The sequence below is a fragment of the Bradyrhizobium sp. USDA 3315 genome (genome assembly GCF_054056795.1).
Genome location: NZ_JBSRYP010000001.1, coordinates 5,897,991 through 5,914,712 on the forward strand (window position 1 = coordinate 5,897,991; position 16,722 = coordinate 5,914,712).

A 16,722-nucleotide genomic window follows, 5' to 3' on the forward strand; every position below is an offset into this window, starting at 1 on the left:
GCGTGCAGACGGCTGTAACGGGGCACCGCCACGGCCCAATTCGCATGTCCGGCTCCGGGCCGCAAAACAGAGGTGCCACTCCGGTCAGATTGCGATAACGTTCATGCACCGTGGTCCATTCGGCCAGCCGTCAACCCGTCGGTGAAGCCAGTGCAGCAGATTGCGGAATGGCTCGAGAAGCTGGGACTTGGGCAATACGCGCTGCGTTTTGCCGAGAACGGGATCGACCTCGGCGTTCTTCCCGAATTGACGGATGAAGACTTCGACAGGCTCGGCGTCCTGCTCGGCCATCGCCGCAAGATGCTGCGCGCGATCGCCGATCTCAATCAAGCCGAACTGATCGCCGCGCCGGTTTCACCGCACGATGCCGAGCGCCGCCACCTCACCGTGATGTTCTGCGATCTGGTCGGCTCGACGGCGTTATCGGCACGTCTCGATCCCGAGGACATGTGGGAGGTGATCCGCGCCTATCGCGCAGCCTGTGCGCAGGTGATCACGACATATGACGGCGCCGTAGCCAGATTTATCGGCGATGGGATCCTTGCTTATTTCGGCTATCCCCGCGCCCACGAGGATGATGCGGAGCGCGCGGTGCGCGCCGGCCTCGATGTCATCGCTGCAATCGGCAAGCTCGAGACCCGCGCGGAAGAGGGCGTTGCGGTACGGATCGCAATCGCGAGCGGGCTTGTCGTGGTCGGCGACCTCGTCTCCGGCGGCGCGTCGGAGGAGCAGGCGCTGGTCGGCGATGCGCCGAACATCGCGGCGCGGCTGCAAAGCCTGGCGGAGCCGGGCGTGGTCGTCGTGGCGGCCTCGACCCGCCGGCTGCTCGGCAATCTGTTCACGCTGCGCAACCTCGGCCGCCGCGAGGTCAAGGGTATCTCCGAGCCGATCGCGGTGTGGGCCGTCGAAGGCGAGCCGGCATCGGAAAGCCGTTTCGAGGCGGTGCGCACCGCGCGCTCGATCGGCTTCGTCGGCCGCAAGGCGGAGATCGAATTTGCGCTGTCGCGCCAGCAACTGGCGTGGCAGGGCCAGGGCCAGGCGGTGCTGATATCGGGCGAAGCGGGTATCGGCAAATCGCGCATCGTGGCGATGCTCTCCGACAGCCTGGCGCCCGGAACACACCGCCGTGTGCGGTATCAATGCTCGCCCTATCACACCAACAGCGCGCTGCATCCCTTTGTCGGCCAGCTCGAGCGCGCCGCCGGTATCAGGTCGGAGGATGCGCCGGAGCAGAAGCTGGACAAGCTCGAAGCCATGCTGGCGCTCGGCACGCAGCACGTGCCTTCCGTGACACCGCTGATCGCAGCGCTGCTGTCGATCCCGACCGGCGACCGCTATCCGCCGCTCGGCCTCAGCCCGGCGCAGCAGCGGCGGCAGACATTCGCAGCGCTGCTCGACCAGCTCGAGGGCCTTGCCCGGCAGCAGCCGGTGCTTGTCGTCTGCGAAGACGTGCATTGGGCCGATGCCACATCGCTCGAGCTGCTCGACCTCGCGGTCGACCGGATCAGAGGACTGCCGATCCTGATGCTAATGACGTTCAGGCCCGAGTTCGAGCCGCCATGGGCAGGGCTCGCCAATGTCAGCCTGCTGCGGCTCGATCGGCTCGACCGGCAGGATACGCGCGCGCTGATCGAGCAGGTGACCGTCGGCCGGTTGCTGCCCGGCGAGATGATGGCGCAGATCGTCGAGCGGACGGACGGTGTCCCGCTGTTCGTCGAGGAGCTGACCAAGATGGTCATGGAGTCGGGGCTGCTGGTCGAGAAGGCCGGGCGCTATCGCCTCGACAATCCGCTGCCGCCGCTGGCGATCCCGGCAACGCTGCAGGACTCGCTGATGGCACGGCTCGACCGGCTGGCGCCGGTCAAGGAGGTGGCGCAGATCGGCGCCGCGATCGGCCGCGAGTTCTCATATGCGCTGCTGCGCAGCGTGGCAGGGCGCGACGATCTGACGCTTGCCGCGGCGCTTGCCCAGCTCGAAGAGGCCGAGCTGCTGCTGCGCCGGGGCGTGCCGCCGGACGCAAGCTACAGCTTCAAGCACGCGTTGGTCCAGGAAGCGGCTTACGAGAGCTTGCTCAAGAGCCGCCGGCAATTGCTTCACAAGCATATCGGCGATGTGTTGCGCGACAAGTTTGCCGAGATGGCCGAGATCGAGCCGGAAGTCGTCGCCTACCATTTCACCGAGGCAGGGCTCGGCGAGACCGCGCTGGCGTGGTGGCGCAAGGCCGGTCAGCAGGCGCTGAAGCGCTCGGCCTATTGCGAGGCGATCGCGCATCTCGGCAAGGCGGTCGCCATCGCCGATGAACTGCCCGACGAGCCGGATCGGATGATCGGCCGGCTCCATCTGCAAATCGCCTACGGCCGCGCGCTGCGGGGCAGTCTCGGGCACAGCGCGCCCGAGACCGTCGCCGCCTGGACGCGCGCCCGGCAGTTCGCCTCCGATATCGATGATCCGATCGAACTGGCGCCGATCCAGTCGGGCCTCTTCAACGCCTGCTTGACCCACGGCGAGCTCGCGCCGATGCGGGAGCTGGCGGAGGCGATCATGGGCGCAGCGGAACGGCATCCGCAGTCGCCGGTGGCGACCATCATCGCGCGCTGGGCCAGCGGGGTGACTTGCTGGTTCGCGGGCGAGTACGTGAACGCGGGCATCCATCTCGAGCAGGCCTTCGCGGCCTATGCGACCGAGCCGGATCCGGCAACCTTCAAGGCGTCGACGCTCGACTTGCCGTTCGTCATCATGAGATTTCTCGCCCTGGTGCTTTGGCCGTGTGGCGAGATCGATCGGGCACGGCAGCTCGCGGGCGCGGCCGTGGACGTCGCCGGGAAGCAGCGCGCGCTCGCGCACGCCAATGCGCTGGTTCACAAGGCCGTCTTCGACGGGCTGTGCGGCAGCAGGTTGCGCCAGACCGACACGATCCTGGCCCTCGGCCTGGCGCGCGACCACACGATGCCGTTGTACGTCGCCGCCGGCACCTATCTCAATGGTCTGGAGAAGTGGCGTGCCGGCGACCGCGCCGCAGGTCTCGCGGAGATGCAGCGTGGCTGGTCGTTGCTTCACGAGAACGACTGCTATCTCTGTGAACCGTTCTGGGGATTGCAGATTGCCGTGGCGAATGCGGAGGCCGGGCATGTCGATGCCGGGCTCGACATCATCAATGAGTTGATCGAGGCGACGGAGCAGTCCGGGCAGCACTGGCTGGATGCCGAGCTGTACCGCGTGCAGGCTGGGCTGCTGTCGCATCGTCACAGCCCCGACATGTCCGGCGCCGAGGATGCCTTCCGCCGTGCCCTCGAGATTGCTCGAAGGCAGCAGACCAGGACGTTCGAGCTGCGCAGCGCGCTGGGACTTGCACGTCTTTACAGCCGCAGCGGCCGGGCAGAGGAGATATCGCAATTGCTGGCGCCGGTGCTCGCCGGTTTCGATCCGGCGCTCGACCTTGCCGAGATCAAGGACGCGCAGGAACTGCTCGCGCAGGCGCGTCGGTGGCCGGACCGGCACTCGCGCGCGTCTTGACGGGTGCCGCAGCGAGCGGTCACACCGCGTCCGCTACCTTCCTGCGCCCGCGCAGATAGTGAAAGAGCAGGTTCGGATGTCGCGCGCGGCGCGAGCGATGCGAAACTGGAACTGTTGGGTTCCCGAAGTTCTACGGTGTAACGATGTGCATTTTGCTATTGCGTCCGGCGGCGCATTTGCATCTAACTTTAAGGACGCCGCCGCGGAGAATTCCGCCTTGCGGTCAAACGTTTGGAATATGTTTTTGATCCCGTGTTTGAGTGAGTATGCTGTGCGACCCTTGACGTTCCCGCAGGTGAGCATTTCCGGTGGAACTTGTAATCGCCTTCTCGCGACATTGTCGCCGGCGGATCTGGACCTCCTGAGACCCGAACTTGAGACCGTTGCGCTCGAACAGGATGCAGTCCTGGCGCGCGCCGGTGACGAGATCGACTACGTCTTCTTTCCTCACAGCGGCGCGATCCTGTTGATGATCGACATGGCGGATGGGCAGACGGTCGCAACCGGCGTGGTCGGATGCGAAGGGGCCGTGGGCAGTCTTTCGGTTCTCGGAGCCTCGCCGTCAGGCATTACCGCCGTCGTTCGTGCGGCTGGTACCGCCTCGCGGGTTCCGGCGGCGCGCTTTCACGCCGCTTTCGGGCGCAGTCCGGGGATTCGGCAGGCAATCCAGAAGCACGTCAGATCGATGCTGATCCAGTTTCAGCTCGGCTCCGCTTGCAATGCGCTCCACCCGGTCGAGGCGCGGATGGCGCGCTGGCTGCTTCAGCTTCGCGACCGCGTCGACAGCGACGTCCTCCCGCTGACCCAGCAAGCGCTGTCGCAAATCCTCGGCGTGCGACGAACGACGGTGACCTTGCTGATGGGCAATCTGCGCAAGCGCGGTGCGATCAGGTCAGATCAACGAGGCCAGATCGAGATCGACCGGGCGCGGCTATTGGCGGCGGCGTGCGAATGCCATCGCGTCATGCGTATCGAGGCCGAGGAGATCTTCTCGGGCGACAGGGTTCGAACGCGAGGAATGGCGCCGGCTAACGATCCGGGTATCCCGGAAATCGAGGCTGACGACGCCGTGTGAGCGCGTTCCCTGCTGCGATCAGCTTCCCGGCCGCCGATCAAGCTCCCGTGTCGGGGAGGATACCCTTTCGAGCTCCGCAATCTCACGCAGCACCTTTGCGGTCTCGCGCAACTCATTGCGCTTCGGACCGGGCTTCAGCCGTCGTGCTTCATCGAGAAAGTCCTTGGCCTGCAGCAGCCAGGCAGACGTTTCGGTCGAGATCTGTACCTGCGCCATGGTGTCCCTCCATCGCGGTCGTCAAAAGTGGTGGCCACTTTCAGGCCGGTGAACCGCCGCCGCGGCGTCGCCGCACGCGGATGCTCGGCTCGTCGACCCAGGCGTCCCGCGCAAACCAGGCGTGATCCGCGCGGCAAAATGGACAGGGCGTGCGCGAGAAGAACACGGTACTGCGTCGAAAGCTCTCGCGATCGGTCTTGATTCCGGTGGAAATCGCGTGCCCGGTTTGCGGACATCTGACCATCACCATGCCCATGAGCGCCTCCCTCCCATATTGCCTTTTGCTTTTTGCCTGTTGCCTTGCAGAATAGTCCGGCCGGTTGGATTGGCCTGATCGGTGCGCGGGGTAGTTGGGGGGGCATCGCGCACCTGCGGCGGTTGACGGAGCATCGGGCAGTGGGGGCTGCATGCTCTCGTCACTGGGCTTCTTCCAACCGGCCAGGTCCCTCCTTGAACGAATCCTCGATGTGACTTCAACGCCGCTTCTTCAGGCGGCTCGGCTGAAAACCTTGTCGCTTTCGCTCACTGCACTGCCTCCCTCGCAAGTGAAAGCATTCTCCGCAACGCTTGCCCGCGTCACGGGAGCTGACGCTCCGTGCTCAATTCAGATTGTTGAGAGTGAACTTCGATCTTGTCCCGAGCCTACTGTGCGGGACGAAGATGACGCTGTCGGTTCGGTTTGCGACTCTCGCGCGAAATTTTTTTTGAAATTGTCAACTCAGACCAACGTATATTTACGGAGAGTGTTGTGAATAACGTGCATGCTGTGAGCAGCGTAAGGCTCCTGGTAAGTCGCCCGGCGAGCCTGCCCCAAACAAAAACCCCGGCATCGCTGCCGGGGTTTTGCATTTCGTTGTCGTTGAGCGAGATCCCGGCTCTGCGGTGCACCGCTTCGCGCTGCACCGCGTCCGGGACGACTTCGTCGCTTAGAAGTCCATGCCGCCCATGCCGCCGCCCGGAGGCATCGCGGGGCCGCCGGCGTTCTTCTTCGGCAGCTCGGCAACCATCGCTTCCGTGGTGATCAGGAGCGCGGCAACCGAGGCAGCGTTCTGGATCGCGGTGCGCACGACCTTGGTCGGGTCGATGATGCCCTTCTTGACGAGGTCGGCATAGTCGCCGGTCTGGGAGTCGAAGCCGTAGTTGTAGGTCTTGTTCTCCAGGATCTTGCCGACGATGACCGAACCGTCTTCACCGGCGTTGATCGCGATCTGGCGAGCGGGAGCCGACAGCGCCTTGCGCACGATCTCGACGCCGGTCTTCTGGTCGTCGTTCTTGGTGCGCAGGCCCTTGAGCTGCTCGGACGCACGGAGGAGGGCGACGCCGCCGCCCGGGACGATGCCTTCCTCGACAGCCGCACGGGTCGCGTGCATCGCGTCATCAACGCGATCCTTGCGCTCCTTCACCTCGACCTCGGTCGCGCCGCCGACGCGGATCACCGCGACGCCGCCTGCGAGCTTGGCGAGACGCTCCTGCAGCTTCTCACGGTCGTAGTCCGAGGTGGTCTCCTCGATCTGCGCCTTGATCTGGGCAACGCGGGCGTCGATGTCGGCCTTCTTGCCGGCGCCGTTGACAATCGTGGTGTTCTCCTTGTCGATCATCACCTTCTTGGCGCGACCGAGCATCTGCAGCGTGACGTTCTCGAGCTTGATGCCGAGGTCTTCCGAGATGGCCTGGCCGCCGGTCAGGATCGCGATGTCCTGCAGCATGGCCTTGCGGCGATCGCCGAAGCCCGGAGCCTTGACGGCCGCGACCTTCAGGCCGCCACGCAGGCGGTTGACGACGAGGGTGGCGAGCGCTTCGCCTTCGACGTCTTCGGCGACGATGACCAGCGGCTTGCCGGTCTGCACCACGGCCTCGAGCAGCGGCAGCAGCTCGTTCAGCGAGGAGAGCTTCTTCTCGTTGATCAGGATGTAGGCGTCGTCCATCTCAACGCGCATCTTGTCGGCGTTGGTGACGAAGTAGGGCGAGATGTAGCCGCGGTCGAACTGCATGCCCTCGACGACGTCGAGCTCGGTCTCGAGCGACTTGGCTTCCTCGACCGTGATCACGCCCTCGTTGCCGACCTTCTTCATGGCGTCGGCGAGGAACTTGCCGATCTCGGCATCGCCGTTGGCCGAAATGGTGCCGACCTGGGCGATCTCCTCGTTCGAGGTGACCTTCTTCGAGTTCTTCTGGAGGTCCGCAACGACGGCTTCGACCGCGAGGTCGATACCGCGCTTCAGGTCCATCGGGTTCATGCCGGCGGCGACCGACTTGGCGCCTTCCCGCACGATCGCCTGGGCGAGCACGGTCGCCGTGGTGGTGCCGTCGCCGGCCGCGTCAGCGGACTTGGAGGCGACTTCGCGCACCATCTGCGCGCCCATGTTCTCGAACTTGTCCTCGAGCTCGATCTCCTTGGCGACGGTGACGCCGTCCTTGGTGATGCGGGGAGCGCCGAACGACTTCTCGAGCACCACGTTGCGGCCCTTGGGGCCGAGGGTGACCTTCACCGCGTTGGCGAGGATGTCGACGCCGCGCAGCATCTTGTCGCGCGCGTCAACGGAGAATTTGACTTCTTTAGCTGCCATCTGGGTTTTCCTTGGAATGATTTACTGGGAGGGAAAGAGGCGCTTAGGCGGCCTTCTTCTTGGAAGCGGGGACGTCGAGCACGCCCATGATGTCGCTTTCCTTCATGATCAGCAGGTCTTCGCCGTCGATCTTGACCTCGGTGCCGGACCACTTGCCGAACAGGACGCGGTCGCCGACCTTAAGGTCGATCGGGATCAGCTTGCCAGCTTCGTCGCGGCCGCCCGGGCCGACAGCGGTGACTTCGCCCTGCGAGGGCTTTTCCTTGGCACTGTCCGGAATGATGATGCCGCCAGCGGTCTTCTCTTCGGCGTCGATACGCTTGACCACGACGCGGTCGTGAAGCGGACGGAATTTCATGCAGTCCTCCTAAACATTTGTAGATGCTGTAGATTTTTGGAGAGTTAGCAGTCCAGTCCAGCGAGTGCCAGACTGGCTGGGCAGGAGATAGGCCAAGCCTTGGCGGCGGGCAAGTGCCTCTAGCAGAAAAATTGGCACTCGTAAGTGTCGGCTGCCAAAAGGATACCGAGATCATTTCGGCATCCTTAATACCGCCCCGTGGGGCGCTGCGGCTATTAGCAGATGCGGTAAGCTGCTGCCAACGCAAGAAATTTCAACAACCTATTAAACATTTAGGCTTGAGATGGGTTAGTCGCGTGCGTCACATTTCTCTCATGTGAGCGCATCCATTGCCGGTGGTCCGGCGGGGAGGTCGGCCACCACGTGAATGCGCTCCGTCACAGGAGGTTGGCATGGTCTCGCGAGTTGGTGGGGTTGTTTCCGACGATTTCCGGAAGCAGTTGCTGGGGTACGGGCTGACGACGGCGCAAATCCTCTATCGGATGCCGGATCACCCCTCGTTGCTGCAGACCTATGTCTGGCAGAACTACGACCTGTTTCCGAAATTTCCGGCGCTGCAGGATTTCCTCGCGTTCTGGCAAGCGAAGCTCGAAGGCCCGCTGTTTTCGGTGACGGTGGCGCATTCCAAGCTGGTCAAGCCGGCCGAGCTGCGTGCCGTCGACGGCGTGTTCCGGCTGCATTAGCTGGCAAGGAGGCAAAAGCGCGCTGTGCGCCTTTGCTCGCCTCGCGGCGCGCGACTTGTGTTAGCCTCTCTCCGTCACAAAAAGACGGGAGGCGAAACAATGGCCAAGAAGACGGCATCAAGATCGGCAGCCAAGACCGCGGTGAAGAAGAAATGGTCGGGGCTTGGCGCAGGCGCCAAGAAGACGTCCGCGAAATCGTCCGCGCGCAAGACCATCAAGTCGAAAGGCCGCGTCTCGGCGGCCAAGAAGAGCGCGCCGAAAGCTGCAGCCAAGGCGCGGCCGAAGCAGCGCGTCGCGATCAGCCATCACCGCGAAGAGGACTTTAAGGCCGACGGGCTGCGCGCCTACGCCAAGTACCGCGACCTCGGCATCGCCGCCGCCTCGCATGGCCTCGCGCAGGCACACGTCATCCGGCTGCAGGGACCGTGCAATCCCGATGAGGTGTCGAAGCTGCACTTCCACGACGTCGACTTCCAGATGGTCTATGTGCTCAAGGGCTGGGTGAAGACCTACATGGAAGGCGAGGGCGAGACGCTGATGCAGCAAGGCAGCGCCTGGACCCAGCCGCCGCGCATCCGGCACATGATCCTGGACTACTCCGACGACGTCGAACTGCTGGAGGTGATCCTGCCGGCCGAGTTCAAGACGGTGGAGTTGAAGGCGTAGGCTTTTCGCGGCCGTCATGGCCGGGCTTGACCCGGCCATCCAGCTTGCTTCGAAAGATTCTCCTTGGTCGATGGATGCCCGGGTCAAGCCCGGGCATGCCGATTTTCTAGCACTACTTTGGCAGATTGTGTTTTCGCCGCTGTTTTTCAGGGATTTCCTTTCGGCAATATGGGCACTGCTGAGGCGGCGGCCGAAGGATGAGATCGACGATGGCGTGACGTACGGCTGGCATGGTTGGCTGAGGCGGAGGCCCGTTGATTCTTTTTTTTCCGCCCCGCGTATGCGAGGCGACGATGTTGCAGGAAGGCGTAGGCAATCATTGTCATCAAGGCGTGGCGATGAAGACCTTGCCATGACCGCCCTTCGAAGTGATCAAGTCCAAGCTCCTCCTTCAGCTGTTGATGCGCCTGCTCACAAATCCACCGTGCCTTGATGGTGGCGGCCAGCGTGCGCAGATCCGTCGCCGCCGGAAGATTGGCGAGATAGTATTTCTTCTCCCCGGAGGCACGTTGCTCACCAATGAGCCAGGCTTCGTCGCCTGGGAGATGCTGCTGACCTTTATCCCATATTCGCTGCGGAGGGCCGTCGGCGGTGCGGACACGGAGAGCAGCAAATCGAGCTTTGAGCCGACCTTTCGTCCCGCTACGCCAACTCAGGGTTTTCCATTTGGCGCTGGCCAGCATTTGTTCGGCCGCAATCGATAAGATATCGGGCACGTGGTGCTTTCGTGGTTTGCCACGGACTTTGGTGATCGGCCAAATGAGCTTCACATCGACCGGATACACTTTCTGGTGCCGAGGGATACCGACAGCCCAGGTCAGCCCGCGCTCTGTTAGCCCTTGTCGAAACGGTGCGCTGAGGCCGTATCCTGCATCCGCCAGCACACATCCAAAGCGCATGTTGGCTGCCATCGCGCGGTCAATCTCGGCCAAAGCGATCTCCGGCTTGGACCGTGGCGTTCGGTGTTCGACTGGCACGCGAGCGCGCTTCAAACGAGACATGTCGCTTGTCCAGCTGTCAGGCAGAAAGAGACGTAACGCGACCATCACTGGCACTTCGCCGCGTGCAAGCGTTAAAGACACCAGCGTTTGGCAATTTGCGGTTTTACCGAGAGCCGACGCGTATTGAGCCGCAACACCGACCGATCGCTCACCCTTCTTGGGAAGTGAGGTGTCATCGATAACCAGCATCGCATCCCTGCCGCCGACAAGTCGGTCCGCCTGGTTGAGCAGCTCCGTCTCCAGCGGCGTCGCATCCCAGACACCGTCCGCAATGAAATGGTGCAACTGGTCGTAGTTGCTCGTGGCAAGGCGTTCCGCCATCGGCTGAACGCTCTTGCGATCGCCCGGACCGATCAATCCCGCAACATACAGAGGACACATCCGCTGCCGGGTCTTATGACCCAGCCGGTCCAAGAACGGCATTAGCCAGCGTTCGAGTTCGTCTTCCCATCTCGGCATGGTCAGCCCTCCAAGAGCCGACCACCCATGAATCATTGAAAAATTGATTCGGGAATCCTATAAAACGCGGCAAAATCAACAATCTGCCAAAGTAGTGCTAGGCCGTGTACGCATAAAACCGTCGGCGTGACTCTACGTCCGCTTTGCCCCGATAGCGACCAAGTTCCTGCGGCAACGCAAGATGTCGCGATGGGCCAAGAGCGGATATCGACGTACTCTTGATCCGCGCGGGCTTGAAATTCGGCGAGGTTACGCCGATCAATCCCGCGCTCTTTCAAGCGCGTGTCGCATGACCTTTTGATCGTCGCTCGAGAGCTGCGTTGGCCCGAGGTTGAATGTCAGCTTGTCGATCTTGCCGGTAAATTGGAACGGCAGCTTGTAGCTATCATCCACTCCTGTACGGGTGTCGATTCCGATGTCGAAGGACTCGTCGATGGCCATGAGAAATGCAATTGAGTGCGGAATCGACTGACGGGAAAGTTCCTTGCCGTCCACCGAGAGCACCCCGGTGCCACCCTTGCCGAAGCCAGGCCCGTCATATTTGAAGTCGAACACGATAGTGTGCTTGCCCGGCTTGAGCGCAGTGCCCAGCCAGTCCCGCGCGCCTACCCCGCTCTCCCAGCGGTATCGCTTCAAATCCAGCATGTTGTAAACGAAGACGGGCTTGCCCTTGAGCAAGTAAAGGCCATACCCGCTGAACCGGCCGCCAAGGGTTGCAATCATACCCTCAGCTCCGCCCGGCGGGACGGTTACCTCAGCAGTGATCTTGAAGTCCTTGTTCATAATGTTGGGGGCGCTTTCGACCGGAATGCCGGGATTAGCACCACTATAGGTGAACACGGCTCGCCCGGCGGTCGCACTGGGGCGTGGAGTGATCAAGCGCGGAAGCACGGAGTTGTCCAGCGGCAAGACCTGGTACTTGCCCGCCTCGCTAAGAAACAGCGTCTGTAGCTCCTTCAGCTTGTCGGGATTTTTGGCGGCAACGTCGTTGCTCTGTGAGAAATCCTCGGCGAGATTATACAGTTCCCATTTGTAATCGTTGATCTCAGGAAGCTTGGCCGTGCCAAGTAGCCACGGCGGCGCTGGAGGCGTCGTGCACGCGTACCAGCCATCGTGGTAGATGCCGCGGTTCGCGAACATCTCGAAGTATTGCGTGCTGCGCTTTGACGGCGCGTTGGCGTTGGCTTGTTCGAACGTGTAGGCCATGCTCACGCCCTCGATGGGCTTTTGCGCAATACCGTTGACCGTCCCCGGAGCCTGAATGCCCGTGGCCTCAAGAATCGTCGGTACGACATCGATGATGTGGTGGAATTGGGAGCGAATGCCCCCGACATCCTTGATGTGACCGGGCCATGAGATTGCCATCCCCTGCCGCGTGCCACCGAAATGCGAGGCTACCTGCTTCGTCCATTTGAAAGGCGTATCGAAGGCCCATGACCACGCCACCGACATGTGCGGATAGGTTTTGTCGGAGCCCCAGTCCTCGTAGTGCCGCATCAGTTCAGCTTCTGGAAGTTTCAGGACGCCGTTGTACGCGGTCATCTGATTGGGAGTGCCTTCCAGGGTACCTTCGGCGCTGGTGCCATTGTCGCCACTGATGTAGATGATCAGCGTGTTGTCGAGCTTGCCCATGTCCTCAACGGCCTGAATGACACGGCCGATTTCGTTGTCGGTGTAGGCCGCATATCCGGCAAATACCTCGGCTTCGCGTGCATACAGCTTCTTTTGAATGAACGAGAGAGAATCCCACTTCGGTAGGGTATCAGGCCAAGCCGTCAGTTGAGTGTTCGCAGGGATTACTCCGAGCCGCTTCTGGTTGGCAAAAATCTGCTCGCGCAGCTTTTCCCACCCCATGTCGAACTTGCCCCTGAACTTGTCGACCCATTCTTTCTTCGGCTGATGCGGCGAATGCGTGCCTCCGGGTACATAGTAGACAAAGAATGGCTTATCGGGCGCCGCCGCGTTCAGACCCTTCATGTAGTTGATTGCTTCGTCGGCCATATCGGTGGTCAGGTTGTAGCCCGACTTGCCGACCCACGGGAAAATCTGAGTAGTGTTCTTGAAAAGGTAGGGCGTCCACTGGTCGGTCTCGCCGCCCATAAAGCCATAGAAATATTCAAAACCCATTCCGATCGGCCATTGGTCGAACGGTCCGGCAGCGCTGTAAAGATACGTCGGGGTGTTATGGTTCTTCCCGAACCACGAAGTAGCAAAGCCATTGTCTCGGAGGATCGTCCCTATCGTCGCGCTCTCAGGTCCGATGACGGAATCGTAGCCGGGATAGCCGGTTGACATTTCACCGATCACGCCAAACCCCACCGAGTGGTGGTTGCGACCGGTAATCAGGGCTGCCCGCGTGGGCGAGCAAAGTGCCGTTGAGTGAAACTGCGTATAACGCAAACCGGCCTTGGCGACGCGATCCATGGCAGGGGTCGGAACGACACCACCAAAAGTGCCGGACACGCCGTAACCTTGGTCGTCAGTCATGATCAAGAGCACGTTCGGCGCACCCTTAGGCGGCACGACGGATGGCGGCCAATAAGGTTTTGATTCCTTGGCGGTTTCATTGATCACGCCGCCGAATTTCGGAGGGTCGGGTGGTAGCTGCTTGCCATCGATCGTGATGGTGGCGCTAGGTGCACCCGGTGTACCCGTGATTTGCTGCGCGTATGCCGTCGTTGTTAGGAAAAATAGCGAAGTCGCTGCAAGCAAGGTTCCTCTACTGGTCAGCTTCGAAGACGCTGGCTTGAAATTGCTCATCACTGAAGCTTCCTTGTGCCCGGAATGCATCGACGTCGGAAAGCCGTTGTGCTTCGGACTAAACCACCAGTTGTTGATTTAAGTCAACGACGTCCGCTTCGGGTCATTCACGTCGAATCGCATCGGGCGGAGCCGCCGGTCGATGTCCGCAATGCTCCGTTTGCGTCCACGCCGGCACTGCGCGGCAAACGACGCTAGGGGCCAATAGCTGCCCACAATGTTGAGACGGCGGCGCGCACTTCGAAACTAACACCGGCACGTCCGGTCGAATCTTCCGTGCCAACGCGACGCGCTCGTTCCAACCGCAAGTAAAAAGGCGAAAACCCTCTGAGAAATCTGCTACACTCGGCCGATGAAAACCTTTTCAGATAAGGTCCGCGACATCGTGCGCAAGATCCCAAAGGGGAAGGCTATGACGTACAAAGCTGTCGCTGCTAAAGCCGGCAATCCGAAGGCTGCACGCGCGGTTGGTGCCATAATGCGCACGAATTACGACCCATCGATCCCCTGTCATCGCGTTATTGCAAGCGACGGCTCAATGCGCGGCTACGTGCGTCCGCGCCGTCGGCCGGCCCAACAATGATCCGCTTGACGGGGAGCTTCATCGCGTCAGCACCGCCCCGGATTGCGCTGAGCCTGTCATCGGGCGCGCGTTCGCGCGACCCGTTGGCTCCATCCGGGCCACTACGCCTGCGTCAACATCCCCACGATCGCGCCCATCAGGCAGGTCGTCAGCGTGCCTGAGACGATCGACTTCAGCCCGAGCGCGTTGATCTCGTCGCGCCGCTCGGGCGCCATGATGCCGAGGCCGCCGATCATGATGCCGAGGCTCGCGAAGTTCGCAAAGCCGCACATCGCGTAGAGCACGATCAGCCGCGAGCGCGGATCGAGCGCGTCGGGGCCGAGCTTCGACAGGTCGACATAGGCGATCAGCTCGTTCAGCACGGTCTTGGTGCCCATCAGGCTTCCGGCCGTGATCGCCTGCGGCCAGGGCAGGCCCATCAGCCAGCACACCGGCGCCATGACGTAACCAAGCAGGCGCTGCAGCGAAATCTTCGCGCCGCCGATCTCCGGCAGCAGGCCGATGATCGCGTTCGCCAGATACACCAGCGCAACCAGCACCAGCAGCATCGCGATGATGTTCATCAAGAGCTCGAGCCCGGCTGCCGTGCCCTTCACGATCGCGTCCATCGTCGACGACACCTGGATATCGGGATTGTCGAGCGATCCGCCGGTGCGCTTGTCCGACGTTTCCGGCACCATGATCAGGCTCACCAAAATTGCGGCCGGCGCGCCGAGCACCGAGGCGATGACGAAATGCGCGGCCGCATCCGGGATCAGCGGCGCCAGCAGCGTCGCGTACAGCACCAGCACCGTGCCGGCGATCCCGGCCATGCCGCCGGTCATCACCAGAAACAACTCGCTGCGGGTGAGCTGCGCCAGATAGGGGCGGATGAAGAGCGGCGCTTCGACCATGCCGAGGAAGATATTGGCCGCGGTCGAGAGCCCGACCGCGCCGCCGACGCCGAGCGTGCGCTCGAGCAGCCAGGCCATGCCGTGCACAACAGGCGGCAGCACGCGCCAATAGAACAACAGCGTCGTCAGCACGCTCATGACCAGCACGATCGGCAGCGCCTGGAAGGCGAGGATGAAATCCGAGCCGGGCGCCTTGGGATCGAACGGCGCGGGGCCGCCGCCGACATAGCCGAACACGAAGGCGGTGCCGGCGCGCGTCGCGGCCGCGATCGTGCCGACCGCGTCATTGATCGCGCCGAAGGCCTGCGTCACCAGCGGCACCTTGATCAGCACCAGAGCCGTGACGATCGTGACGACAAGCCCGATCGACGCCTGGCGCAGCGACACCTTCAGGCGATTCTCGCTCAGCGCCCAGGCAATCAAGAGCAACGCCACCACGCCGAACGCCGATTGCAACTGCAGCATCACGCCCCCAAGAACTCTCGCGGGATTATGGGCAGGGGCCTCGCGCAGCGCAATGCTGTTGCGCGTTCTCTCTCCTGCCATTGACAAGTTGCAGGCGCTCGGCCACGCAATCATCCATGTCCTCCGCCACGCCGGCCGGCGCCCGCGATCTGCTCGGCCACAGACCGTTCCTGTTCTTCTTGTCGTCGCGCAGCCTGTCGCGCTTCTCCAGCCAGATCGGCGCGGTGGCGATCGGCTGGCAGATCTATGATCTGACCGGCAGCGCGTTCGACCTCGGCATGGTCGGACTGGTGCAGTTTCTGCCGACGGCGCTGTTGGTGTTCGTCGCCGGCCACGCCGCCGACCGCTTCGAGCGCAAGCGCGTCGTGCAGGCCTGCCAGATCGCGGAGGCGCTGACCGCATTGTTTCTTGCCGGAAGCACTTTTGCCGGCACCATCTCCGAGATACAGATCTTCGTCGCGACCTTCGTGCTCGGGATCGCCGGCGCGTTCGAGAGTCCGGCGACCGCCGCGCTATTGCCGCTGATCGCGCCGCAAGGCTCGCTGCAGCGGGCGACCGCGATATCGAGCGGCGCGGCGCAGGTCGCGACCATCACCGGACCCGCGCTCGGCGGCTTTGCCTATGCCCTGATGCCGAGCGCGCCCTACGGCATCATGATGGTGTTCTGGCTGTTCGGCGCGCTGCTCACCGGCGGCATCGGCCGGTTGCAGCAGGCGCCGGTGAAGAACGGCGGGTCGTCGGACGACCTGTTTGCCGGCGTCACCTTCGTTCGCAGCAATCCGGCGATCCTCGGCACCATCTCGCTCGACCTTTTCGCGGTGCTGTTCGGCGGCGTCACCGCGCTGCTGCCGATCTATGCGCGCGATATCCTGCAAGCTGGCCCGCTCGGCCTCGGCATCCTGCGCGCCGCGCCCGCGGTCGGTGCGCTCTTGATGACGATGGTGCTGGCGCGGCACACCATCAACCGCCGCGTCGGCATGCGCATGTTCCAGGCGGTGATCGTGTTCGGCGTCGCGACGGTGGTGTTCGCGCTGTCGCACTGGCTGTGGCTGTCGGCGCTGGCGCTCGCGGTGCTCGGCGCTGCGGACACGATCAGCGTCGTGATCCGCTTCTCGCTGGTGCAGCTCGCCACCCCCGACGAGATGCGCGGCCGTGTCGGCGCGGTGAACTTCCTGTTCATCAACGCGTCGAACCAGCTCGGCCAGTTCGAGAGCGGCGTCACCGCGGCGCTGCTCGGCACCGTGCCGTCGGCCGTCCTCGGCGGCGTCGCCACGGTTGCGGTCGCGCTGCTCTGGATGAAGCTGTTCCCGACGCTGCGGGACGTCGAGAAGCTGGAGTAGGGAGTTCTCTCCACCCGTCATTGCGAGCGAAGCGAAGCAATCCATCTCACCGCATGCGGAGATATGGATTGCTTCGTCGCTGACGCTCCTCGCAATGACGGAATCGGCTCCGGCTGCAACAGATGTGATATCCCCCGGAGCGA

13 protein-coding genes are annotated in these 16,722 nt (G+C 62.8%); 6 read left to right on the plus strand and 7 right to left on the minus strand.

The features are described from left to right. The first annotated feature begins 150 nt into the window (after positions 1–150). Together ACVIYL_RS27455 and ACVIYL_RS27460 are read left to right on the plus strand one after the other, a co-directional pair. Positions 151–3,513, plus strand: coding sequence for an adenylate/guanylate cyclase domain-containing protein (locus tag ACVIYL_RS27455; protein ID WP_456780291.1), 3,363 nt, complete (start codon positions 151–153; stop codon positions 3,511–3,513). Between the two features lie 337 nt (positions 3,514–3,850). Beyond that, positions 3,851–4,588 (plus strand): Crp/Fnr family transcriptional regulator, encoded by a 738-nt coding sequence (locus tag ACVIYL_RS27460; RefSeq protein WP_082653883.1) that lies wholly within the window; start codon positions 3,851–3,853, stop codon positions 4,586–4,588. 18 nt (positions 4,589–4,606) lie between these two features. Here ACVIYL_RS27460 and ACVIYL_RS27465 read toward each other — a convergent pair whose 3' ends face one another. The 4 genes from ACVIYL_RS27465 to ACVIYL_RS27480 all read right to left on the minus strand — a co-directional run bounded on the left by ACVIYL_RS27465 (position 4,607) and on the right by ACVIYL_RS27480 (position 7,729). Next, positions 4,607–4,804 (minus strand): hypothetical protein, encoded by a 198-nt coding sequence (locus ACVIYL_RS27465; RefSeq protein ID WP_057018449.1) that lies wholly within the window; start codon positions 4,802–4,804, stop codon positions 4,607–4,609. Positions 4,805–4,844: 40 nt separating this feature from the next. Beyond that, positions 4,845–5,060: a hypothetical protein gene (locus tag ACVIYL_RS27470; RefSeq protein ID WP_028352345.1), complete on the minus strand. Its 216-nt coding sequence runs from the start codon at positions 5,058–5,060 to the stop codon at positions 4,845–4,847. A gap of 670 nt (positions 5,061–5,730) precedes the next feature. After that, positions 5,731–7,371, minus strand: coding sequence for a chaperonin GroEL (groL, locus tag ACVIYL_RS27475; RefSeq protein WP_244071133.1), 1,641 nt, complete (start codon positions 7,369–7,371; stop codon positions 5,731–5,733). Between the two features lie 43 nt (positions 7,372–7,414). Continuing rightward, entirely contained in the window at positions 7,415–7,729 is a 315-nt protein-coding gene (locus ACVIYL_RS27480) for a co-chaperone GroES (RefSeq protein ID WP_038383333.1), read from the minus strand. A 392-nt stretch (positions 7,730–8,121) separates the two neighbouring features. Here ACVIYL_RS27480 and ACVIYL_RS27485 point away from each other — a divergent pair, with 392 nt between their 5' ends. Both ACVIYL_RS27485 and ACVIYL_RS27490 read left to right on the plus strand, forming a co-directional pair. Then, the gene (locus ACVIYL_RS27485) at positions 8,122–8,412 is read left to right on the plus strand and encodes an usg protein (RefSeq protein WP_026192965.1); all 291 of its coding nucleotides are present in this window, start codon (positions 8,122–8,124) and stop codon (positions 8,410–8,412) included. Positions 8,413–8,511: 99 nt separating this feature from the next. Next, a complete protein-coding gene (locus ACVIYL_RS27490) occupies positions 8,512–9,078 on the plus strand; it encodes a cupin domain-containing protein (RefSeq protein ID WP_225163768.1) in 567 nt (188 codons plus the stop codon). Positions 9,079–9,224: 146 nt separating this feature from the next. On the opposite strand, the gene ACVIYL_RS27495 is transcribed toward ACVIYL_RS27490, so the two are convergent. Beyond that, the gene (locus tag ACVIYL_RS27495) at positions 9,225–10,574 is read right to left on the minus strand and encodes an IS701 family transposase (RefSeq protein WP_225648232.1); all 1,350 of its coding nucleotides are present in this window, start codon (positions 10,572–10,574) and stop codon (positions 9,225–9,227) included. A 222-nt stretch (positions 10,575–10,796) separates the two neighbouring features. Beyond that, positions 10,797–13,298: an arylsulfatase gene (locus tag ACVIYL_RS27500; RefSeq protein WP_456780292.1), complete on the minus strand. Its 2,502-nt coding sequence runs from the start codon at positions 13,296–13,298 to the stop codon at positions 10,797–10,799. 352 nt (positions 13,299–13,650) lie between these two features. On the opposite strand from ACVIYL_RS27500, the gene ACVIYL_RS27505 reads away from it, so the two are divergent. After that, positions 13,651–13,881, plus strand: a complete 231-nt coding sequence (locus tag ACVIYL_RS27505; RefSeq protein WP_092089686.1) for an MGMT family protein — start codon at positions 13,651–13,653, stop codon at positions 13,879–13,881. Between the two features lie 101 nt (positions 13,882–13,982). On the opposite strand, the gene ACVIYL_RS27510 is transcribed toward ACVIYL_RS27505, so the two are convergent. After that, on the minus strand, positions 13,983–15,239 hold the full coding sequence (locus tag ACVIYL_RS27510) for a NupC/NupG family nucleoside CNT transporter (protein ID WP_456781898.1): 1,257 nt from the start codon (positions 15,237–15,239) through the stop codon (positions 13,983–13,985). A gap of 116 nt (positions 15,240–15,355) precedes the next feature. Between ACVIYL_RS27510 and ACVIYL_RS27515 the strand changes: the two genes are divergently transcribed. Continuing rightward, positions 15,356–16,579: an MFS transporter gene (locus ACVIYL_RS27515; RefSeq protein WP_456780293.1), complete on the plus strand. Its 1,224-nt coding sequence runs from the start codon at positions 15,356–15,358 to the stop codon at positions 16,577–16,579. The last annotated feature ends 143 nt before the right edge of the window (positions 16,580–16,722 follow it).

Excerpts from the sequence above, each read along its gene's own strand:
- ACVIYL_RS27465 (WP_057018449.1), bottom strand. The coding sequence starts at position 4,804 with ATGGCGCAGGTACAGATCTCGACCGAAACGTCTGCCTGGCTGCTGCAG.
- ACVIYL_RS27470 (WP_028352345.1), bottom strand. The coding sequence starts at position 5,060 with ATGGGCATGGTGATGGTCAGATGTCCGCAAACCGGGCACGCGATTTCC.
- groL (WP_244071133.1), bottom strand. The coding sequence starts at position 7,371 with ATGGCAGCTAAAGAAGTCAAATTCTCCGTTGACGCGCGCGACAAGATG.
- ACVIYL_RS27480 (WP_038383333.1), bottom strand. The coding sequence starts at position 7,729 with ATGAAATTCCGTCCGCTTCACGACCGCGTCGTGGTCAAGCGTATCGAC.
- ACVIYL_RS27485 (WP_026192965.1), top strand. The coding sequence starts at position 8,122 with ATGGTCTCGCGAGTTGGTGGGGTTGTTTCCGACGATTTCCGGAAGCAG.
- ACVIYL_RS27490 (WP_225163768.1), top strand. The coding sequence starts at position 8,512 with ATGGCCAAGAAGACGGCATCAAGATCGGCAGCCAAGACCGCGGTGAAG.
- ACVIYL_RS27495 (WP_225648232.1), bottom strand. The coding sequence starts at position 10,574 with ATGATTCATGGGTGGTCGGCTCTTGGAGGGCTGACCATGCCGAGATGG.
- ACVIYL_RS27500 (WP_456780292.1), bottom strand. The coding sequence starts at position 13,298 with ATGAGCAATTTCAAGCCAGCGTCTTCGAAGCTGACCAGTAGAGGAACC.
- ACVIYL_RS27505 (WP_092089686.1), top strand. The coding sequence starts at position 13,651 with ATGAAAACCTTTTCAGATAAGGTCCGCGACATCGTGCGCAAGATCCCA.
- ACVIYL_RS27510 (WP_456781898.1), bottom strand. The coding sequence starts at position 15,239 with ATGCTGCAGTTGCAATCGGCGTTCGGCGTGGTGGCGTTGCTCTTGATT.
- ACVIYL_RS27515 (WP_456780293.1), top strand. The coding sequence starts at position 15,356 with ATGTCCTCCGCCACGCCGGCCGGCGCCCGCGATCTGCTCGGCCACAGA.